This is a genomic window from Streptomyces stelliscabiei, from assembly GCF_014873495.1.
Classification (GTDB): Bacteria; Actinomycetota; Actinomycetes; order Streptomycetales; family Streptomycetaceae; genus Streptomyces; species Streptomyces bottropensis.
Genome location: NZ_JADBGF010000001.1, coordinates 5,851,564 through 5,873,304, shown reverse-complemented (window position 1 = coordinate 5,873,304; position 21,741 = coordinate 5,851,564). Strand labels below are relative to the sequence as shown.

Below are 21,741 nucleotides of genomic sequence, written 5' to 3'. Positions count from 1 at the left end.
CACGAACCCAGAACCCCCAGCCGGAGCCTTGTCCAAACACGTGGACGAAATGTGCGACGTTCGCGGTCTACGCGGGGAAATCTAGGGCCGAATCGGCCCCTCTCGACACACGAGAAACACAGAGTTCACCTGCCGAAGTCACCAAAGCTCCACAGAGTGAATCCGCATCAGCGAACAGCACACGCTGCCCTGCCCCCGCATCCGGTCGGTCCGACCGCCCCCACGCATCGCCAAGTCTCTTCATCAGCAAAGCACTTGAGGACATCCCCGAACAGGAACCGACCTTCCTAGGACACTTTGCCTCCCGCCCCCCGCACCCTTCGCACAAACAAAGCGAATGTGACACACATCACGACCACCATAATCGCTCCAGCGAACACACGCCACATCCGCCTCACCAGATCGTCACCTCAACCACCAAGAGCCCGTGCGCCACTGGGGCCACGGCGGCCGGAACGCGGGAGGGGGGAGCACATGGTCCGGCTCACGGAACAGCGCGCGACGACGGCTGTTGGCCCGCGGTGGCCCGAGGGGCCGAGGGCCTGTCGGAAGCCCGGCGGAAGAAGGCCCGGTCTTCGCACGGCGTTGCACTGACGGTGCCGCGCAAACGAGGCTGCACGGACGAGGCTGCACGGACGACGCTGCACGGACAACCGAAAACCCGGGTCGAGAACCCGACCTGGGTTTTCGGCGGAGCCGCAGCGGCGTGGACGTACGGTCAGTCCTCCAGGCGGACCGGCATCAGGACCGAGAAGGCGCCCTCGTCGTCGGGCCGGCGGATCGCGATCGGCGCCGTGGGGGCGCTCACCTCCAGAACCAGTCGGTCCCAGGTGCCGGCAGCCAGCGCGGCCAACGCGTCCAGCAGGAAGGCACGGTTGACCCCTACGCGGTGCGAAGTACCCACACCGGGACTGTCGCTGTCGGAACACAGGGCCACCGTGCCGTCGTCCTCCACCCGGAGCACACCGAGGTCATGCGCTCCGGCCTCCCCGGAACGGACGGGGCCGGTCTCCAGGGCCTCCCGGAAATCCGCCACCTCGACGAGGGCGCGGCGCCCGTCGGCGGCGGGGAGGAGACGGCGGTAGCCGGGGAAGTCGTGGTCGAGGCACCGACCGGTCGCCTGCCTGTCCCCGACCTCCAGGGTCACACGGTCACCGTCGACGGCAAGGCGTGCGGTTCCCTCGCCGCCCAACAGCACCCGCATCGCGTCGACGAGCGGGGTGGGCACGACGACCTGGACCCGGCCCTCGTCGTGCCCGGTGGTTCCGGCCCGCGCGACGGCCATGCGGTACCGGTCGGTGGCCACGGTCCGCAGGTTCCCGCCCTCGATGTCGAACACCCCGCCGAGCATCGGCAACTCGAGGTCGGTACCCACCGCGAAACGGACCGTGTCCAGCGCGGCTGCCAGCTCGGGCGCGGCGACGGACAGCCGGACGGAGGCGATACGGAGCGAGGTCATGGCGTTCTCCCTGTGATCGAGTAGCGCTCGGAGTGCGGAGAACTCACCACGGGCGTCCGACAACCTCTGTCCGAGCCGGTGCAGATGCGCCTTGAGCAGTTCCCGGACCAGATCACCGTCCGCGGCCGACCAGCCGGCCAGCACCAGCCGGATGTCCGCCAGCGGCATACCGGCCCGCCGCAGACGAGCCAGCAACCGGGCCTCCTCGAGCTGCTCGGGCGCGTACCAGCGATAGCCACTCACCGGATCCACCCAGGCCGGCACCAGCACCCCGGCACGGTCGTAGAACCGCAGGGCACTCACACTCGGGCCGCTGTCACCGGCCATGTCGCCGATGCTGCGCATGTCCCAGCTTCTCAGGACACCGAGTCGTGACCACTCCTGCCGCAGCGCAACGCACGGGCGCACGAGCCGATGACCGCGGCGTTGACCAGCGCCCCCAACACGAAGGCGATGGCGGACATCGCGGCGGTGTCCGGCAGCGTCGACCGTACGTGGTCCCGTATCGACCTCGACTCGTACGTCTTCGACGCGCTGTGTGCCGGGTGGCAGCTGGGCGATCCCAAGATCCGGATCGTAGGGAACCGCCCCTACGACCTCGCCCACACCTCCCACGCCTCGGCGGAACTGTCGGTCGAGCTGGTCGGGCGCCTGCACTCGGGCCGTGGGATGCTCCGCGACCCAGCTCCGACACGTTCTGCCCGAAGGACGGACAGCTCCGGCGGCGCGGCGGTGTCCTCACCTTCGCCGAGCCCGACAGGTGGCACAAGCCCGACGTCACCACGGTCACGGACACCACCCGCTACGGCAGGACCGAGGTGATCGCCTGGGGTCGGATGCACCCGAGACTCACCGACCGCGGTCCGCGGCAGGACCGCGCCAAAAGGGAACCGGCCGTCCCACACGGCACGTTGATCCATGAACCGGGGTCCCCCTGGCGCCCTGCCAGCCGTCCCGATCCGGACCACCCGGTCCCGTCAGGCCGCCTCCCGGCGACCGTCGCCCTCGACCACGTTGGTGCCCTCGGGGATCGGTACGCGGTACACGCCGGTGATCTCGTCCTGGTAGTCCCACTTGCTGAAGGACACCGTCTTGCCCGGCCTCGGCGCGTGGATGATCTGGTGTCCCTTCGGGTCCCAGACCAGGCCCACGTGTCCGGACGTCCCGTCGCCGTTGGGCCGGAAGAAGATCACGTCTCCCGGCTGTGCCTCCGACAACGGCACCTTGTGCGCCCTGAGATAGGGCTGCTGGTCGCGCGTCGTGCTCCCGATGTTGATCTTCCCGCCGCTGGCCATGTAGTACGCCCACTGCGTGAGGCTGGAGCAGTCGAAGCTCTTGGGATTCTCGCCCTGCAGACGCGGCGCGCCGTACACGTACGGGGTCCCGAGGCCGCGCTGGGCCCAGCCCAGCACCGCCCGGATGACCGGGTCGTCGGAGTCGGGCAGGACACCTGTGGCGCCCGCTCCGTCGGGAGCGACGGCCGCGCTGCCGTTCTCCTCCGCGCAGTCGGCGTACTGGGCGTCCTTCGCCGGCTCGTTGGAGCCGGGCACCGTGCCGTAGTCCGGGTTCGCGCTGAGCCGGCCCTCCACCCAGGCCTCGGGGTCCACCATGCCGGGTCCCGCGTCATGGCCGCCGACGAAGGGGTTGTCCACCCCCGGTACGCGGACCTCCCAGTGCAGGTGCGGGCCGGTGACGTTGCCGGTCGCGCCGACCAGGCCGATCCGGTCGCCGCGCTTGACCTGCTGGCCGCGCGTCACATCTATGCGGACCTGGTGGGCGTAGAGGGTGATCACACCGTCCTTGTGCTCGATCGTCGTCATGTTGCCGTACGAGCCGCCGGGGCCTGCCGAGACGACCGTGCCGTCCGCCGGGGCGTAGATCGGGGTGCCGGTGGGGGCCACGAGGTCGAGTCCCGTGTGGTAGCCGAGGCTCCACATGCTGCCGGACTTGTGGTACGGCGTTCCGGCTATGTACGTGCCCTGCTTCATCGGCCACTGCCAGCCGTCGCGCCGCTCCGGCTCGGGCGCGGCGAGGATGTCCGTGTCACCGTCGGCGACCGTGTATCCGGCCGGGCTCAGCGCAGTGGTCAGGCCGGCGGCGGTGGCGCTGCCCACGTTGGCCGTACCGTTCAGCGGCGGGGTCGACCAGTCCCGGGGGGCCGAGGCGGCGATGCTGAGGGCCTTGCCCACTTGTGCGTCGTTGCCCACCGGCTCGGGGATGTCCGACTGCTGTCCCAGGGTGGGGAAGTCGGGGTTCTTCTCGACGGTCTCCTTCAGATGCGCGTACCAGCGCTTGATCAGGTCCTTGTCGCCGGTGAGCTCGCCGCGGTAGCGGGCCGCCTGGGTCAGGACGACGCGCGGGTAGATCGTGTTGGAGGCGTTGGAGCCCGAATAGCTCAGCAGCGCCTGCCAGGGGGCGCTCTCGACCTTCTTGGCGTGCAGGAAGTTGGCGGCCGCCCAGGAGGCGTCGTCGATGTTGTACAGGTCTTCCTTGCCGTCGCCGTTGCCGTCGTCGCCGTAGTCCTGCCAGGCCGGGTTCCCGAACTGGAGGATGCCCATGTACCCGGCCGAGTTCTTGCCGCCGGGCGCCGCGGACTTGTCCTGGCCGAACTTGGTCTCCTGGTACATCTGCCCGGCGATGATCGTCCAGTCGAGGCCCTCGTAGTTGGCGGCGCCGCGCATGGCCGCGAGGATCATCTTCGGGGGTATCTCGTTGCGCGCGGCCTCGCTCGGCATGTACATCTTGCCGGCCGGCATGATCGGGTTGGTGGCCGCCGCCGCGCCCGTGTTGCCCGCGTTCGCGTTGTCGGCGTAGTCGGTGCAGGAGGCGTTACTGCTCCCCGCCCCCAGCCCGCCGACCATGTTCATGACCATGATGGTGGCCACGAAACACGCGCCGCCGCTCAGCAGGATGCCGACCGCCGCGACCTTGGTCTTGCGGCCGGGCCTCTTCCCGCCCTTCTTGCCGCGCTGACCGTCCAGCAGCTGCTTGGCCTTCTGCGCGGTCTTGGCCGCCTTCGCCGCCTTCGCCGCGGCCGCCAGTACGGCGGGAGCCACCATCGCTACATCACTCCCCGGCCTGGTCGGAGGCGCCCACGTCCCCGAGGCCGAAGACGTCGAAGCCGGACACCACCCATTGGCCGCTCTTCTCCTCGACGCTCACCAGCCAGCGGTTGGTCTGGGTGGTGGTGTCGCCGGCCGCCGTGGCGGTGGCCGTCACCTTCACCAGGCTGGAGATGCTCCGGCCGCTGTTCCGTGTCACGTCGGCCGAGATCACCGCGTCCCGTACGACTTCGGCGTCACCTCTCGAAGAGCACTTCTCGGCGACGCAGGTGTCCCACGCCTTACCGGTCGGCAGGGCGGTCAGCTGCTTCATCCGTGTGTCGTCCGCGGTGAGTTCGAGCAGTGGGCCGCTCCAGGCCCGGCTGTCGCTGCGATGGTCGTAGGTGTTGATCCCGGCCATGTAGCGGGCCATCACGGCGTGCGCCCGGGACAGTTCGGCAGCGGTGACGATCGGGGAGGGCCCGCCGCCGGACGGCTCGTCCGTGTCCGAGGAGTCCTGCCCCCCCGTGGCGGAGTCTGCCTGTCCGGTCGCGGCAGCCGCCGGACCGTCCTCATCGCCGCCCTCGTCGTCCCCGTCGAAGACGGTGAACATCACGAGCACGAGGACGAAGAGGATGCCGAGCACCCCCAGGGCCAGAAGCCCGGTGCGCTTGTCGTCCGCAGGCAGCTCCACGTTCCCGTGTCTCCTTCGTGTACTGGGCCGTGCGGCGGCATGGCCAGGGTGCTCGCCGACACGGTAGGGGGAGGCGCGCGAGTAGATCCGGGCGTTTTCCTCGGTGGGAAAGGGGCGGGAGAGAGGGAGGAATGCGGTACCCGCCCACGCCCCCGTGATCACCCCGATCAACCGCGGGTGGCCCTCCCGGGGGCCGGGTCAGGAGACGAGGATGCCGATCAGCAGCACCAGGACGACGATCCCACCCATGACGATCCGCGCCGTCGGGTCCTCGCGCTGCCAGAGGTTGTGGACCGCGGACCAGCCACTCAGCCGGGCGGCCCGACCGCTCTGGACGCGCCGGCTCCAGCGCTGCTCGTCGTCTTCGCCGTCGATGTCCTCGTCTTCCGGCCCGGGATCCTCGTCGGGCCCGAAGCCCACCGGCATGCCCTGCTGTTCCTGCGCCACCAGTACCAGGGGCTCCAGCAGGTCAGGAATGGTGTTCGGAGTGAGTGGATGGACGAACGTGCCGTAGGGGGTCTCCATGCACAACCGGGCCTGCCAGGGGTTCCCCGGCTCGTAGCCGTCGACCCAGGCCCGGTCCGCCTGGAACATCTGCGGGACCGGGGTGGGTTGCGCGACGTGGGCAGGAGCCGACGGGACCCGGGCAGGAACCGACGGAGCCGGCGAGGGGACCGAGGGGGCCTGCTGCGCGGCCGTGTCCCAGTTGCGCGGGTCGGGTATGTGCGGTTGCCCGTTCTGGTCGCTCAACTCTCGTCCTTCGCCTAAGCCTGACGTTCGGGTCGTGCCGGAGCCGACATGATCCGCATGACGGTCTCGGTCCCTGGAGGTTCGGAGGACATACGGGTACGCGGGACGGACGTGCCTCGCGCATTGTGATCCAGGACGGGGCGACAGCACAGGGCGCCTCCCGCGGATTCCCGCTCCGATTCCTCACTTCGCCTCCGGGGAATCCGTTCGGGAATTCGTCAAGTCCCGGACAGGCACCGGCGGGAAAAGGAAAGCGGTTCGGCGACCGGTCTTTGTCACACTGCCTGCGCACCTGGCCGGACCAGGGCCCGTCGTACAGCCCGGTGATGCGGGCAGGACCGCTGACGGGAAATCAACTGGCTGGAGTTACCGACTCGATGACAGACCACAACAGCTCTGCTGGCGCGGTCGGCGGAGGCCAGCCCGATGGGCAGCCCGGGCCCTTCGGTCCTCCCCAGCAGCCCTGGCAGGGACAAGAGCCTGCGCAGGCGCAGGGGCCCGACGACCAGCACGGCGGCTACGCCCAGCGGGGCGGGCAGCCGCAGCAGTCGTGGCAACTGTCGCCCGAGGCGGCCCGCGCACAGGTCGCCGCGGCCTGGGTCCGGGGCGCGCCCCAGGCAGGGCAGGCCGCCGTGCCCGCACTGCCGCCGCGCGAGTCCCGGCCCACGACGGAGTCCAAGAAGGAGAAGCGCGAGCAGGCGCGGGCCGCCCGCAAGGCCGAGTACGAGGCCAAGAAGGCGGCGAAGCAACAGCGCCAGAAGGGCGGGACAGCCGCCAGGAAGAGCGTCCCGGCCGGAAGGTCCGCGCAGGCGACGGCACCGGCGCAGAGCCCCGTACACGCTCCCGCCCCGGCGTCCGTGAGCACGGCCGTGGGACCCGCGGCCGGCGCTTCGGGCCAGGGCGGAATGACCGCACCGCGCAAGTCCTCGGGCGACTTCGACGTGCCCAGGCCGGGCGGCCGCCTGCCGTCCCGCGGAACCGGCGGGCGCCGTACCCACGTCGGCCTGCGAGCGGCCCTGCTGATCACCACGGGCCTGTTCGCGCTGGGCTCGTGCGGTGTGACGGGACTGCTCATCGGGAAGTCCTCGGGGGCGGGCACGACCGCTCTGGACCCGGACGACGTGGCCCGTTACGGGCTCACCGAGTTCCCGACGCAGCAGGCGGCCGCGTTCGCGGAGCAGTACGCGACCCTCTGCCTCACCTACTCCCCGGAGACCGCGTCCGATCGCCGGGCGGCGCTCGCCCGGTACACGTCCGCGGGCGTCGATCCCGAGTGCGGCTGGAGCGGCGAAGGCACCCGCAAGGCCCTCACCGCCACCTGGGACGGCACCAGCGAGAAGCTTCCCGAGTACGACGACCACGGTCGCTACCTGGGCATCCAGGTACGTACGGACGACGGCGGGCTCACCACGCTGACCGTCCCCGTGTACGTCAAGAACCTGACGACCGGCGAAGGCATACGTATCGCCGGCGACGTCGGTGAGATGCCCATGCCGCCTCGCTCGGACGTACCGGAGGTCGACCGGGACGGCGAGGACGTCGACACCGCCCTGGGCCAGCAGTTGCAACAGACCGTGCTTCCGGGCTACTTCGAGGCGTGGGCCAAGTCGGACAGGACCACCCTGGCCCGCTTCACCGCACAGGGCGCCACGCTCGCCGCGACCACCGGGTTGTCCGGCCGCCTGTCCGAACCCCAGGTCAACGACGTGGTGGCGCTGGTGCCGAAGGGCGTCCAGGGCTCCGCTCCGTACTCCTACAAGACCGGGCAGGCCGTAGAGCTGCGGGTGGTCGTCGACTGGGCCGACCCGGAGGGGGACACAGCGCGGCGCTCGTACCGGATCACTGTGGTGAACACGGCCCAGGGCTGGTTCATCAAGGACATCCGGGGTGGCTTGCTCGACGCCGAGGGCGGCAGGGGCGACGGCGAGCAGACCGAGCCCTCCAAGGACGAGCCGGGCACCGGCAAGGCCACTCCCTCCGCTCCGGCCGCCTCCTCCTCACCGAGCGACGGGTCCTCGCAGGACGAGGAGTCCGGCACGAACTGAGGTCAGGGGCCGCTCCTGTCCTCATCCACCCGCAAGACGACAGACGCCACACGAGTAACCCTGTGAGAGGAACCACCATGCAGCTGCTGGCCGCCACCACCCTGGACTCCATGTTCACGGAGATCCAGGACATTCTCCGGACCGCGGGGGCGACGGTCGCCATCATCGCGCTCCTCATCCTCGGCATCCGGATGCTCATCTCCATGAAGCAGGGCGAGGGTCTGCGCGAGGCCTTCCAGGGCTTCGGCATGATCGCTCTGGCGGCCCTGATCATCGGCAGCGCGAGCGGTCTCGCCGGTGTGCTCATCTCCCTGGGCACCCAGATCGGTGGCGACGGCTGATCCCGCTCAACCACCACCACTACTAGGGGAGTTCGGAGCGATGACGCAGGAAGCTCCCACGCCACTGGTCGCATACGACCACACCGACCTGGTGAACCGCCCGAAGCGGATCTGGAACTGGGGCAACATCCCGCTTCCGGGCCTGCTGCTGCCCGCGCTGGGCGCGGCCTTCGGCTTCGGGCTGTTCTGGCTCGTGCTGTTGTTCACCACGTCCACGTTCCTCCCTTTCCTCAGCCTGTCGATGCTGACGGCGGTCATCTACTTCGGGCCGCCGCTGGCCGTCTACTTCGTCTGGGGCAGACCGCTGCCCTCGGCACTCACGCTGAGCCACCAACTGGTCGTGTGGGCCGACTGGTGGTTGCAGCCCAAACGCCTTCAGGGGCTCGCCGCGGACCAGGAGCCGGAGGAACTGCACTGGCAGGTCATTCTCTGGAAGCCCGGCGCACCGCGCTGGCACGAGCGGTACGACGCCGCGCGCCAGGCCGCCGCCGCACGTGGCTCGGCCTTCACCGCGAGGGACCGATGACCACTTTCCGACGCCAACTACCGCTAACCGCAAGGTGACTTATCCATGTTCCTGTTGATCCTCCTGGGCGCGGCGGTCGCCTTCTTCGTGATCGCCCTGATCATGGCGGCCGGTTCGGGCAAGAAGGGCCAGGAGCAGGGCCGGGCCCCGAAGCGGCAGGGCACGTCCTCGTCCGGCGGCTCAGCCGCCGGACGGCGTGAGGACCTGCGTCTTCCCTACCGTTACGCCGACGACATGCTGTTCGTGCACGGTGACTCGGTGTGGACCGGTTTGGTGCTGCCCACCGCCATCGACGAGTATCTGAACGCCACAGAGCTGCAGGCCATGGCCGAGGCGCCGGCGCGGGGTCTGCTCAACCTCGCCCGCGGTGACCGCAACGTCGAGTGCCACTACCGCAAGGTCTACCAGCCGATCACGGCGGTGGGCTGGGCGGAGGACCTGAACGCGGTCGCTTGGGATCCGACGGAGAACTACAAGGCGTACAACCTGCGCAAGGCCGAGTACCAGGAGCGCATCGGCGCCCTGCGCGAGCGCAACATTCTGTTGGTGAAGCTGGGGTCGCTCAAGCGCAACGGCAAGAGCGGTGTGACGGCGGGCGACGACGAGCCGTTCGAGGAGCCCGCCCTGCTTCAGGGTGTGCGCAACTCGGCGGACAGGGCGGCCTCGTCGGCCACGGGCGTCTCGGACGAGTATCTGTCCCCCTTCCTCCTCGCCGAGTGGACGCAGATCGCCACGGAGGTGCACGAGAGCCTGGAGGGGCTCGGCGGTACCCCTCTGACCCGTCAGGAACTCGTCTGGCTGATCCGCAAGCCCCTGCACGGCGACCTGCCGGTGCCGCCCGAGCCGGTGCTCGGCTCGCGCTCGTGGGGGCCGAACCAGTTCGACCTGGTCGTCGACTTCTCCGGTGAGAACCGCAAGACGCACATCGTCCTGCATCAGTACGACGAGATCTCCGGCGAACGGCAGACGAGTTACACGACGACGCTGGTCGCCGCCAACTGGCCCGCCGAGACCCGCTTCCGTCAGTCGTCTGCGTGGGCCCGCTACACCTCGCAGAACGTGGAGTTCCCTGTCGAGATCGACATGCGGTTCACGCTCATCCCGTATCTGAGGTTCAAGGACCGGGCCGACAAGATCCGGGGCAACCTCATGGACGAGATGAAGGACATGGCCTCCTCGGGCCGCAGCCCGGACACCAAACTGGCGAGCCAGGTCGCCCGTTCCAAGGACCTCGTCGACGACATCGAAGAACACAAGATGCCCGGTATGGAGGCGCAGATCCGGTTCACGATCTCCGCTCCCGACCTCAAGGAGCTGGAACGCCGGCGCCGGGTGCTGGAGATGCAGTTCAAGCAGGACCTGAAGGTCACCCTTCTGCGCCCGACGCGCCAGCAGTGGCGTCTGCTGCAGTCACAGCTTCCCGGGGACGCGCCCAAGCTGCCGATCGCCCCGTACCTCCGTCTGCAGGAGGTGGAGCAGCTGGGTGCCGGACTGCCCACCGCGGGAACGGAGTTGGGCGACAATCCCGAGACGCGCTCCGGACGGCGACTGGGCTGGGTCGGCAGCCTGGTCGGCTGGGCCGGCAAGATGCCCGTGCACTACTCACTCCACGTGGGTCCCGCCCGCAACGACGGCGGTGGCCTCGCCATCGTCGGCGCCTCCGGCGGTGGCAAGTCTTCACTGGCGCTGCAGAAGTTCTACGAGGAGTCGGAGTCGGGCGTGCGCTGCCTGGTCATCGACCCCAAGACCGACTTCGCGCAGCTGTGCTACTACCTGGGCTTCGGTTCCCAGGTCAACGACCCGGAGTTCGCCTCGGACGCCGAAGCGGGCATCCTCGGTACCTCCACCAGCCGGTTTCAGCCGATCAACCAGGAGTTCTGGGCCGAGACCGAAGTGGTCGACCTGCTCAAGGGCCAGGCAGGCGTGCTCGACCCCTGGGTGATCGCCCGCGACGTACCGGCCGGCCGGCTGCTCGCCGAATCCATGCTCCGCGGCTTCCTCGGCGACGAGGACTACCAGCGCGTACGACTGCCCGTCATCGAGGCGATGGCCACCGTCGTCAGCCGCTACAACTCCGCCGTCCGTCAGGCCGTCGAGCACGGTATGGACGCACGGGACGCCGAACGCCGCATCCTGCGGCCGACGTTGTGGCAGGTCGTCGACGAGGTCGTCGCGGCGTACGACGCGGCCGTGGCCGAGGGGGACCGCGAGGCCCAGAAGGAACTGAAGCTGGCGCAGATGCTCCTCACCGAGCTACGGACACTGCCCTACGCGCGGCTCGCCTTCTCGGACCGGCCCAAGCCTCTTTCCAGCATGCGCAAGCGGCGCACGGTCATCACGTTGCGCGGCTTCCAGTCCCCCGCGGCGCCGGACCCGCGCAGCTGGAACCCGGCGGAGCGTCTGGCGGCGACGGCTCTGATGGCGGTCGTGGAACTGGGCAGCCAGATGCTCGACGTCGGCTACGAGAAGAACCCGGTGACGGGTGAGGTCGGTCTGCGGCCCAAGGCCCTCTTCGTCGACGAGGCCTACGTCGTCACCGCCACGGAGAGCGGCCGGGATCTGATGCGCCGCGCGCTGAAGCAGGGCCGCTCCTACATGGCGGTCACCGTTCTGATCACCCAGCAGGCGATCGACCTGGTCCAGATCGAGGACTCCGAGGCGCGCAGCGGTGGCGCCAACCAGATCCACACCGTCTTCGCCTTCAAGCAGAAGTCCGCCCAGGAGGCGTCGCTGGTGGCCCCGCTGCTGGGGCGGCCGGAGAACGATCCCAAGGTCATCGCGGCGCTGCAGGAGCTGCGCACCGGTGTGTGTCTGCAGCGCGACGCCGACAAACGGGTCGGCACGGTCGCGGTCGACCTCGTCTTCCGGGAGATCCTCGCGGCCACGGACACCAACGGTACGAGCCGTCCGGCCCGGCAGGCGATCGACCCACCGACGAGTGTCTGGGACTGGAAGTTCATGCAGGAGGCGGACCCCGCCCCGGCACGGCCGGCCGAGCAGACCGAGGCCCAGCCGGCGTGACCTGTCAGAGCGCCACCACCACTCAACAGCACGGGGAACGGAACGGACAGCATGCGAATCAAGCGAACGCTGGCGCTGGGCGCCGCCCTTGTCTCTCTGGCCGCGGTCGGAGCGTGCGGGAGCGACGAGGAATCGTCGGACAGTGATCTGCCCAGCGCCTCGGACATGGCATCCGTGGCGGAGTACCTCACCACGTTCGTCCGTTGCGAGAACCTCACCACGGGCGACGAGTACGACGACTCCGGGCGCAGCACCGCGTGGGGCGAGGAAGAGGCCGCGGACGCTTCGTGGGCCATCGGGGATCGCGCCGTCTGCCAAGACGGGAACGGCGCCCCCATCGCACTGCTCACCATCAAGGACATGAAGAAGTTCCAGACCGCCGCCGACCGGGACGGTCACGCGAGTTTCCTGGTGGGACAGGACTTCGCCGTAGTTCCGGTGGGCGCCGCCACGGTCGAGGGCCTCAAGGCCTCGCGCCTGAAGTATCTGACCTGTGATCCGGACTTCACTGCTCCGAGCGGCTTCGAGAAGGAGCAGGGGCTCGTCCCCGGCTGCTTCCTCAGTGATCACTTCCCGACCGACTGACCGCCTCGTGCGTCGTCGGCTCTCGTCGTCCGCATTCGTCCAAGGAATCCAGATGTCCTCGCGCCACACGCTGCGCCGCACCCTCGGCAGGACGGGCTCGGCCGTCCGCGCCGTCCTCTTCGTGGCGCTGACCCTCATATCCCTGACCCTCGCCGCGCCGTCCTCGGCCTACGCGGACTTCTCCTGCAACTTCACCGGCGACGACCAGTACCAGATGGACACGGCGGGCGACGCCGAGAGCGTGTTCCCCGCCTACAACCAGTGGGACGAGGGGGCGACGGACGAGAAGGAGAACGCGAAGGGTCTCAACATCAGCGGCAGCGTCACCGGGGCCGTGAAGATGCCCCGACCGCCCGAGATGTACACGATGTACGAGTTGAACGGCCTACGCGGGCTGAACTTCTCCCAGACCTTCAAGGGCCGGGGGGACGCCTCCGAGGACAACGGTGACATCGGAAGCGGAGCCGACAGCTGCGCCGTGATGGACCTCGTCTACAACGGCGCGGCCGACACCATCTTCACGTTCACGAAGTTCTTCACGCGGATGTCGATCTCCATCAAGGAGACCGCTTCCAACCCGAGCCCGATGGCGGGACTGTACGAGGGCCGCGACAGCATCGTGACGACCCTCAAGGACAACGTGCTGCAACCCGCCGTGGTCATCATGATCCTGCTCGTCGGCCTGTGGGTGTTCACCAAGTGGCGCGCCGGCGACACGCGTGAGGTGTGGGCCGGTGTCTCCTGGGCCGCGCTCAGCATCATCGGCGTCATGGCCTTCCTCACCGGCGGCAACTACGACAGGTTCGTGACATGGTCCGACACCCATATCGGGGATGCCAACACGGCCTTGATGTCGACCGCCCTGGCCGGTGTGTCGGGCGAGATGCAGCCCCCCTGCGATTTGAAGGACAACTACAACAAGGGCTTGCGGCAGTCGAGTTGTGCCATGTACGACACGCTCATCTTCCGCCCCTGGGCCTTGGGGCAGTTCGGTGCGCCGGGCAAGAACTGCATCTTCAAGAAGGAGGGCGACGGCAAGGTCAGCGGGGGTGTCTGCGTCCCGAACGACAAGAACGCCTCATGCTCCTACGGCAGAGGCGCCCGTTGCGAGGATCTTCGCGTCCGTCAGCTCGTGGCCCAGTCCGAGACGAACAAGGACCTCGGCAAGGATCTGAACAAGATGGACGACGAGTGGGTGCCCATCCGCAAGGACATCGCGGGCGGTGAGGACATCGACACCGACGACACCCCGGACCAGAACATCTACCCGGTGGCGTTCGACACCTGGGCGGGCAAGAACGCGGGGGCCCGGGTGGGTGTGGCCTTCTACTCCCTGCTCGCGTCCTTCGTCGTCGGCGTGATGGTCATCATCCTCAGCGGACTCACCCTCCTCTGGCACGCCGTCACCCTGATCCTCATCGTGATGCTCCCCCTGGTCGCCGCCATCGGGATGCACCCCTCACAGCAGAAACTGCTCAGAGGCTGGCTGGAGGCCTTCGTGCACAGCTTCGTGCTGCGTGCGGGCTTCAGCGTGATCCTGACACTGCTGCTGGTCCTGTATCAGATGATCTTCCCGGCGGACATCGCGCTGGGCAGTCAGCTGTTGCTGCTCATGCTGGTCAGCATCGCCGTCGTGATGATGATCCGGAAGCTCATCGAGAAGCTGACGAGCGGCGAGTTCACGCCGGCGTTCGGGGGCGGTCAGATCGATCCGAACGCAGGCCGGCCCATCGGCAAGGGAAGCCCGGACTGGTGGGTCGGCAAGAGGGGCCTGCTGCGTCCCGGCCAGTCGTCGGGCGGCGCCTCGGGGGGCACCGGCCGGGTGGCGGCCACCGGAGCGAGAAGGACAGAGGCCGGTACCGGGGACCAGAGGGTCGGACGCGCCTGGCGTGCGGGACGAAACGCCGTGCAACGCAGGCGCAACGGCGGCAACCCGCCGCAGAACCCGAACCAAGGCGCGAACCGGACGGCCAACCAGCCCGGTTCGGGCGGCACCGGCGCAGGCACGGGCACTGGCACGGGCACTGGCACTGGCACTGGCACTGGCACTGGCACCCAGGGAACGTCCGGCGGCTCCGGTTCCAACGGAGGTTCTGGGTCCACGGGAGGCTCCGGGCGCGGTGGTCGTGTCAGTGGCTCGGGCAGCGGCGGCGGCAGCAGCAGCACCGGATCCGGCGGCAACAGCGGCGGAAGCGGGGGCTCCAGCGGTGGTTCCGGAGGCTCTTCCGGCAACACCGGCAACACCGGCGGATCCGGCGGAGCCACGGGCGGCTCCAGCGGCAACAGCGGTGGGTCCGGCGGGGGATCCGGCGGCAACAGCGACGGCTCGGGCGACGGCGGCACCGGATCGGGCGCCAACGGCACAGGCTCCGGTGGCCGTGTGAGCAACTCGGGCAATCCGTAGCGGACCCAGGGCGCCGCTCTCACGGCGGCGCCCCTCCCCTCCGTCATCCCCCACCTTCCGTCCGTACCGACATCGAGGAGACACCCGTGCCCGTACTGAACACAGGCCGTCCGCACGGCCGTCGGGTGGGTGCGACCGTGCGCACCGGCCCGGAACGCCCGGCCACCGGTGAACTCTCATGAGGACGAGGACACGCAACCCCCGGGCCGGCGGGAAGCCGGCGTCGAAGCCGGGCCCGACGGGACGGCAGCGCGTGGAGAGGGGGAGTGCCTCGGCCCTGCTCCGGCGCTTCGTCCGCCAGGACCGCAACGACGCTTGGGCCGTCAGGCTCCTCCCCCGTATCGCCTTCGGATTCGCCGCCGCCTACACCCTCTTCGCGCTCGCGTCGTCGAGCGGCTCGTCCTTCGTCGCGGTGTGCGGGCTGCTCACGCTGGGACTGGTCGTCTGGTCCATGCGGCGCCGTCGACAACTGCTGCTGGCCCTCACGTCGACTCTGCTCACCGCCGGGCTGACCAGCTACTTCGCCACCGCCGGAGAAGCGGCTCGCTGGGGCACCTCACCGGTCGTCAGCGGCGAGGCGGTGTTCGGGTACTGGGCGCTGGCCGGCATGGTGCTCCTCGGTGCCTGGATCCCGAAGAACCACCCCGGAGGGCGCGGTGTAACGGTCGTGGGCGCCGACCTGATCATCGCCATCGCGTCGGGTGTGGGAATGGTCTGGCCGGAGGCGGGCGTCCCCCTCGGACTCGTCGGGGTCAGCGCGTTCCTGACTTTGCGCGGCGGCGGCGTACAGGCGGTGCGCAACGGGATGCGGAAGGCTTCCGGCAGGTGGTCCGGCCTCAAGGGCCCTATCGACAGAGACAGTTGACGTGGCCGTGAATGTCTCGATTCGCCTATGCCTGAACGAACCGGATCATTTGCATATGCGTTGCGCACGGTTGACAGATTGCTCTAGAGTTCCTTGTGATCATAGATCATCACGGGGGATTACACACATGCGTATGGCAAGCCATACGGCGCTGTTTGCACCACCCATACCGTCCTCGCGCAAGCCCGTACGGTCTCGCGTCCCCGATGCCGCTGTGCCCTGCCAGCGGCGCCCTGACGTGTTCCAGCACCCACTGCTGGAGAACGCCCGGCCCACGCCCGAGGAATCAGCAAGCCAGCGCCGTCACCACCTGGTACTTCTGCACACCGCACGCGACTTGTGCGCGTCCTGTCCACTGTGGGCCGAGTGCCTCCAGGACGCGATCGCGCACGCCGAGCCGTACGGCTACACGGCCGCGACCACCGCCGAGGACCGTCGCTGGATCCGCCGTCGACTCCGCATCGGCGATGAGAACGGGGATCTTCCCCAGCGTGACACGACCCGTTCCGGCTGCACGTCCACGCCCTGGCGACTCGCTCGCCTGCGATCACGTGCCGGCGGTTCGGTTCCGTATCGGCCTCCTGGCGATCAGGCTACTCCCGACTTGGAACAGATTCTGGACGCTTTCGACATGCTTCACGAGCAACGGGAGCGGCAGCAGGACCTGTTGAAGGAGGCACAGGCCGAGGCAGCCGCGCCGGCACCGGCGCGATCGGACGCCCCGTCCGGGACGGAAGCATCGTGGGAAGGCAGGGACGAAGATCCGATGGCAGGGGTCGACTCCGGAGAACGGATCGTCTTCTCGCTGGAGGACCCGGCCGAGGCCGTACGACAGGCCGTACTGGGCCCCCTGGTGCGGTCCGCACTGCCCGCCGTGCTCAGCGTCGAGCAGGTCGCCGCCATGCTGACCAGAGTGCCGGGCGGCGATGTCGCGCCTGAGACCCTGAGCAGCATCCGCGATCTGCGGGCGGCCCTGGTGTCCATGCTGCCGACGGACAACGGTCCCTCGGCCGGCTCGGGCGAGACCGACGAGGCAAGCACCCCGTCCCTTCTCACCGGCTCCGTGGGCGTCAAGCTCGCGATGACCGACCCCGTGGCAGCGCTGCGACGCGACTTCCTGCGACCGCTGCTGCGGGATCTACTCGTTCCGCTCTCCAACATAGAGAAGGTCGCCACCATGCTGACGGCCACGACCGACGGGCACCAAGATCCCCGGTTGGAGACGGTCCGTACGGCGCTGCACGAGCTTCGGGCCTTCCTGCTCCGCATCGAAACGAGTTGCACGCCGGCCGGCAACGGCGCCCAGTCGCCCGTCTCGCGCGGGGACGGTTCCGCGGATGCCGGGCCGCGCGATCTTCCGTCGGCCACGTCCAGCGTCCGTGCCGCCGTGGTGCGGACCGTGGCGACCTTCCCAGGCGCGTTCTCGGCCGGGGACGTGCTGCACCTGATGCCGCCCAGCAGGTACGGTGCCACCTCCAAGACCATCAGCAACATACTGTCCACCCTGGTCAAGTCCGGTCAGCTGGAACGTGTCTCGCGGGGCACGTACACACGTCTCCACGACCGGATCGACGGGAACGAGACCACGAGCAGCTGACCCGTGCCGGAGCGGTCCCGGCCGGGAGGACCGGCCGAAAGGAAGAAACGATGACTGAAGCGCCCCACCCCTCAGGCACGCCCGATGTGCAGGGCGCCCAGATACGGGTCTTCTCGCCCAACGCCGGTCTGGTCGACGGCGTTCCGGTGACCGCCCCGCCCTACGGCGACATCCAGGACGTCGTCCTCTCGATCCTCCAGCAGCGCGCCCAGCAGATGGGGGGACCCGCTCTGGCAGCCATCACGGACGACCGCTTCGGCAGCACGATCCATCTTCTCGTCCACCCGGACGGATCGACGGAACAGCTCGCCTGACCTGGTTCGTCCGGGCCGGGCGACACGCCGTTCAGGGTTCGGGGTTCAGGGAGCGATCGCGCTGTCGTGAAGCTCCCTGAACGCGGCCGAGACGTCCGCGAGTCGCACGGTGACGATCTCCTCCCGGGTGGGCGTGTCGGAGCCTCCGTAGCGGTCGTACAGACGCAGATCGCGAAGTGCCGCGGCCTTCCGGCACAGTTCACGGGCGAACCGGCCGTTGCCCAGCCGGTCGACGAGACCGTCCTCCACGGCCCGCTCGCAGTGGCCGCGGAGTGCCGTGGTGGCGTCCTCGGCCAAAACGTCTCCCTGGGAGTCGAAGAAGCTGTGGGCGATCCGCACGAGTTCTTCGACGGAGTACGAGGGAAAGGTCACGCGGGTCGTGAACCTCGAGGCCAGTCCGGGATTGGTGGCCAGCAGCGCGTTGATCTCGTCCGGGTAGCCGGCCAGGACGACGACCAGCCGGTCCCGGTCGTCCTCGGCGCGTTTGAGCAGGACCTGCAGCGCTTCGTCACCGAAGGCGTCGCCGCCGGAATAGCCACTGTTCGACAGCGCGTAGGCCTCGTCGATGAACAGCAGGCCACCCAGCGCGGAATCGATCACCTTGCTCGTCTTGATGGCCGTCTCGCCGAGATGCCGGCCGACGAGGTCGACCCGCTGCGTCTCCACCACATGTCCGCGTTCGAGCAGTCCGAGGCCGGCGAACACCTTGCCGAGCACCCGGGCCACCGTGGTCTTGCCCGTCCCCGGCGGCCCGGCGAACACGAAGTGCTGCGGCCCCGAGCTGGACGGCAGACCCTGCTCCCTGCGGACGGCGGTCATGCGCAACTGAGCGACAAGCGTGCGCAGTTGACGCTTGACCGGCTCCAGGCCCACCATGCCGTCCAGCAGCTCCATCGCCTCGCTGAGCCACAACTCCCGAGTTTCCGCGTCGGGGTCGGCCGAAGTGCCCTTCGTGGACACCGCCTCGGGCGGTTCCTCCTGGGCCGGGACATCGGCGGCCGGCACGGTGACGGCCTGGGCTCGGGTCGCGACATCGGCGAGGGTGGGAAAACAGCGGAAGGCGTACTGGAAATGCCGCAGCGCCTCCTCCTCCCTGCCCAGCCCCTCATGCGCGAGGCCCCGCACATAGGCGACCTCTCCCTCGAAACGGCTCTCCTTCTCCAACGCCTGCGGCAGCGGAGCGAGGGTGCTGAGCGCCTCATGGAAGACATGCTGTTCCACGAGGGCTCTGGCCACGTACAGTTGCGCCTCGTCGCGCAGGAACGCGTCGGTGATGTTCCGCGAGAAGTGCAGGACCAGGGGCCAGTCCTGCTTCAGGAAGGCGTAGCGCGTGCACACGAACCGCGTCTCGTCACAGTCCAGTTGTGCTTCCGCCAAGGACTGCCACGCCTCGCCCAGCCGCCGTTCGTGCAGCAGCCCCGTCATGGTGGCGAGCCAGAGGTCACGCGCGGTCTCCAGACGGAACGTCACATAGAATCCGAGGTCGAACCGGGACTTCAACGGCATGTCGTGCTTGGTGCGCAGAGCACCGAAGGAGCCCCGGTGCTGAGACATCGCCTCCATTGCCTCGGCCTGGCGATGCCCGGCGGCATGCAGGCCCAGCCAGACGTCGGCGGCGGACGGGTCGTGCCGCACGGCCAGTTCGAACCGCTGCACGGCCAACGCCGCCCGCCCCTGCCGCAAGAACCCGACCCCCTCGGCCCAGGCCCGCTCAGCCTTCCTGGCGGCATACCACGACGCCCCCACCTTCGCTTCCCTCCCTCGTGCAGCACCGGTCAAAGCCCTCGGAGAGCGAGTATTCCACCTTGACGGATCATCAGCGGAGTCAGCAACGAGAACTCCGGGATCACCCCGCCGTCCGGCTCTGCCCGCGAGGCTCGAAGGTCAGCGGCCCGGTACCGGGGTCACGCGGGGGCGAGAGCCTGATGGACATCAGGTGTGCTTGTCGCGGGTGGCTTGGACGAAGTCGCGCTTGCGCTCGACGGTGGTGGCCAGGCCTGCCCCGTCGAGCCGTGGCTTCAGGAGATGGTGCAGGTTCCACAGGCTGGCTCGGAGTTCGGCCGGCCCGCACTCCGCGGCCGGTTCCCCCGACTCGTGATGGATGTGCGCGCCGTACTCCAACTCCAGCTGGATCTGCTCGGCGCCACCGATCTTGCAGCGGGACTCGACGACGTTGAACACGATCCCGTCGGCGAGATGGACGTAGTGACCTTTCGCCCGGGTCATGTGCACGACTCCGACACTGCTGTCGAAGGCCGCGAGGGCGGCCGTGATCTGATCCGGGTCCGTGAGGAAATCCTCGGTCGACTGGACAAGGGGCGTGCCGGAGTCGGGCTCCCGGAAGATCTGGTGCGCCTTCCGCAGGACGCCCTTGCTGCGGTAATCCTGGACGAGCGCCGTGCCAGTCGCCGGCTCCCGGGAGATCTGCTGCGCTCTGCGCCGCAGATCATCCGCGTCGTCGGTCATGCGCTGGACTTTGAACTCGACGCCGTCCAGCAGCCAGTACTCGGCAGTGGTAGCCCGGAACACAAGCCACGCCGGAGAGATCACACCGTCCGGCAGACCGTCCGGCGAGAGCAGGTTCCGTGCGTATTCCCCCAGCTCACCATGGGCTCCGGACCGCTGCGGCGCGTACTTGATCTCGAACTCCACGCCTTTGGCGTGCGGTTGGATCCGGAAGCCGTTCGCAGCGAGGATATTCAGCCAGTTGCCCGTACCGTCGTCCGTGATCGCGCTCAGCAGTGCGTCGTGATACGGCTCAAGACCGGCCATCATGGTCCTCCGGCACAGCGGCCGACCTGGTCTTGTCGAGGAGCCCGGTGATCTCCTCCGGCGACGGGCGACCCCGGCCCAGCCTGGTGTACCACGCCACGTCCGGACGCAGTGGGCTGGTGCGCGGCTCGCTGCCGGAGCGTGCGTAGCGGCGACCCGCCTCGTCGAGGAACGGTTCCCAGCCCTCGCCGGGGTCGCTGCCCCGCCGCTCCAGCGTCTCCAACAGGTCCCATCGCGGCTCGGCCGGCTCTATCCGGGCGGGGCCGGGAGCGGAGACGTTGGCGATGAGGATCGCGCCCAGCGGGAGGGGTGGCGCGGATTTCCGGACGCCGAGCGCGGTCCAGTAGATGTCATACGGCAGGAGAACCTTGGCGCCGTCGTCCGGCGACTGCTCCAGGCCCAACTCCTCGGTGACCTTCAGCAGTTCCGGGTTGGCGCGGATGGTGCCCCAGCACACCCCCGGGTAGTCGGGGAAGCTGTACACCTGACGGGCGTCGGTGGTCGCGTAGAGGATGTCGCCGGAATAGAAGTCGGCTCCGCCTCGAACGAGGTCGAGGGCGGTCGTGGTCTTGCCTGCCCCCTTGTCACCGACCAGGGCGATCGCCGCCTGCCCGTTGCTGACCGATGCCGCATGGATGAACGTGCCACCGCCGACCGCGCCCAGCTCCCACATGGCCTCCCGCAGGAAGTCGGAGAGGTGATAGCGCGAGGTGTCGCTGACGTAGACGTGCAGCCCGGACCCGTCTGTGGCCAGGTCGAAGACCGTTCGGCTCGACACGATTTCGATCACTGTCCGGTCGCCGACCTGCCAGAGGTCACCCCAGACATGGGTGGCGTCCGACCGGCCCTTGCGGACCATCGTCCGCCGCGGCTCGCCGGACGGGCGTGTCCAGTCGGCCAGCGAGGAGATCCGGAGGGGCAGGCCCCGCGCCTGGGCGGGGTCGACGGGATCGACCGAGAAGTGCGGCTGCACGAAGCCGAGCACCGGTGCGACGGCCTGCTCGGCATCGGGGTGGACCGTCGCGCTGATCTCCTGGGCCGCGAAGCGGATCGACAACGTCCGACTCATGCGAGGCTCCCGATGACGCGCTGTCCCAGAGTGGCCGTCAACTGTGTCGCAGCCAACTGGCTTGCCTTGCATGCCGCTATGCCGTGAATCAATCTGCCAACCTTCAGGGAGTCGAACAGGCACCGTGTCTAGCCCAAAGGGGTAGAGGTGAAGACGGGATTCGAACCCGTGTACACGGCTTTGCAGGCCGTTGCCTCGCCTCTCGGCCACTTCACCACAACATGACGCCCGGTCACACCGGGCGCTGTAAAACGATAC

At 68.9% G+C, this 21,741-nt stretch carries 17 protein-coding genes, 1 tRNA gene and 1 pseudogene; 10 read left to right on the top strand and 9 right to left on the bottom strand.

All coding sequences use genetic code 11. The features are described from left to right. Positions 1–718: 718 nt before the first annotated feature. The 5 genes from H4687_RS25960 to H4687_RS25940 all read right to left on the bottom strand — a co-directional run bounded on the left by H4687_RS25960 (position 719) and on the right by H4687_RS25940 (position 5,944). A complete protein-coding gene (locus H4687_RS25960; protein ID WP_063778517.1) occupies positions 719–1,804 on the bottom strand; it encodes a DNA polymerase III subunit beta family protein in 1,086 nt (361 codons plus the stop codon). Positions 1,805–1,815: 11 nt separating this feature from the next. After that, on the bottom strand, positions 1,816–2,025 hold the full coding sequence (locus H4687_RS25955) for a hypothetical protein (RefSeq protein WP_143685409.1): 210 nt from the start codon (positions 2,023–2,025) through the stop codon (positions 1,816–1,818). A 411-nt stretch (positions 2,026–2,436) separates the two neighbouring features. After that, positions 2,437–4,518, bottom strand: coding sequence for a peptidoglycan DD-metalloendopeptidase family protein (locus H4687_RS25950; RefSeq protein WP_046914435.1), 2,082 nt, complete (start codon positions 4,516–4,518; stop codon positions 2,437–2,439). A 7-nt stretch (positions 4,519–4,525) separates the two neighbouring features. Next, a complete protein-coding gene (locus H4687_RS25945; protein ID WP_046914434.1) occupies positions 4,526–5,194 on the bottom strand; it encodes a hypothetical protein in 669 nt (222 codons plus the stop codon). Between the two features lie 198 nt (positions 5,195–5,392). Next, positions 5,393–5,944, bottom strand: coding sequence for a hypothetical protein (locus H4687_RS25940; RefSeq protein ID WP_046914433.1), 552 nt, complete (start codon positions 5,942–5,944; stop codon positions 5,393–5,395). Positions 5,945–6,321: 377 nt separating this feature from the next. Here H4687_RS25940 and H4687_RS25935 point away from each other — a divergent pair, with 377 nt between their 5' ends. The 10 genes and pseudogenes from H4687_RS25935 to H4687_RS25895 all read left to right on the top strand — a co-directional run bounded on the left by H4687_RS25935 (position 6,322) and on the right by H4687_RS25895 (position 17,642). Further along, positions 6,322–7,989, top strand: coding sequence for a conjugal transfer protein (locus H4687_RS25935; RefSeq protein ID WP_225966820.1), 1,668 nt, complete (start codon positions 6,322–6,324; stop codon positions 7,987–7,989). A 77-nt stretch (positions 7,990–8,066) separates the two neighbouring features. Further along, a complete protein-coding gene (locus tag H4687_RS25930) occupies positions 8,067–8,330 on the top strand; it encodes a hypothetical protein (protein ID WP_013001736.1) in 264 nt (87 codons plus the stop codon). A gap of 40 nt (positions 8,331–8,370) precedes the next feature. Next, complete coding sequence (locus H4687_RS25925; RefSeq protein ID WP_046914432.1) at positions 8,371–8,856, top strand: hypothetical protein; 486 nt, start codon at positions 8,371–8,373, stop codon at positions 8,854–8,856. A 45-nt stretch (positions 8,857–8,901) separates the two neighbouring features. Beyond that, positions 8,902–11,877 (top strand): ATP-binding protein, encoded by a 2,976-nt coding sequence (locus H4687_RS25920; RefSeq protein WP_046914431.1) that lies wholly within the window; start codon positions 8,902–8,904, stop codon positions 11,875–11,877. A 51-nt stretch (positions 11,878–11,928) separates the two neighbouring features. Next, on the top strand, positions 11,929–12,462 hold the full coding sequence (locus H4687_RS25915; RefSeq protein ID WP_046914430.1) for a hypothetical protein: 534 nt from the start codon (positions 11,929–11,931) through the stop codon (positions 12,460–12,462). A 52-nt stretch (positions 12,463–12,514) separates the two neighbouring features. Further along, a complete protein-coding gene (locus H4687_RS25910) occupies positions 12,515–14,866 on the top strand; it encodes a hypothetical protein (RefSeq protein WP_046914429.1) in 2,352 nt (783 codons plus the stop codon). 253 nt (positions 14,867–15,119) lie between these two features. Then, entirely contained in the window at positions 15,120–15,731 is a 612-nt protein-coding gene (locus H4687_RS25905) for a hypothetical protein (protein ID WP_046914428.1), read from the top strand. Positions 15,732–15,786: 55 nt separating this feature from the next. Then, positions 15,787–16,158: pseudogene (locus H4687_RS46625) on the top strand (WhiB family transcriptional regulator); the annotation flags it as partial. A 204-nt stretch (positions 16,159–16,362) separates the two neighbouring features. Beyond that, positions 16,363–17,328, top strand: coding sequence for a hypothetical protein (locus tag H4687_RS25900; RefSeq protein ID WP_225968447.1), 966 nt, complete (start codon positions 16,363–16,365; stop codon positions 17,326–17,328). 50 nt (positions 17,329–17,378) lie between these two features. Then, positions 17,379–17,642, top strand: coding sequence for a hypothetical protein (locus H4687_RS25895; RefSeq protein WP_046914426.1), 264 nt, complete (start codon positions 17,379–17,381; stop codon positions 17,640–17,642). 45 nt (positions 17,643–17,687) lie between these two features. On the opposite strand, the gene H4687_RS25890 is transcribed toward H4687_RS25895, so the two are convergent. From H4687_RS25890 to H4687_RS25875, 4 genes are all read right to left on the bottom strand, one after another. Further along, on the bottom strand, positions 17,688–19,388 hold the full coding sequence (locus tag H4687_RS25890) for an AAA family ATPase (RefSeq protein WP_107082320.1): 1,701 nt from the start codon (positions 19,386–19,388) through the stop codon (positions 17,688–17,690). A 186-nt stretch (positions 19,389–19,574) separates the two neighbouring features. After that, positions 19,575–20,417, bottom strand: a complete 843-nt coding sequence (locus H4687_RS25885) for a hypothetical protein (RefSeq protein WP_159026122.1) — start codon at positions 20,415–20,417, stop codon at positions 19,575–19,577. Further along, positions 20,401–21,483 (bottom strand): phosphoenolpyruvate carboxykinase (ATP), encoded by a 1,083-nt coding sequence (locus H4687_RS25880; protein ID WP_143685413.1) that lies wholly within the window; start codon positions 21,481–21,483, stop codon positions 20,401–20,403. Before H4687_RS25880 ends, H4687_RS25885 begins: the two co-directional genes overlap by 17 nt. Positions 21,484–21,628: 145 nt before the next feature. After that, positions 21,629–21,699 (bottom strand) — tRNA-Cys (locus H4687_RS25875). Positions 21,700–21,741 lie beyond the last annotated feature (42 nt).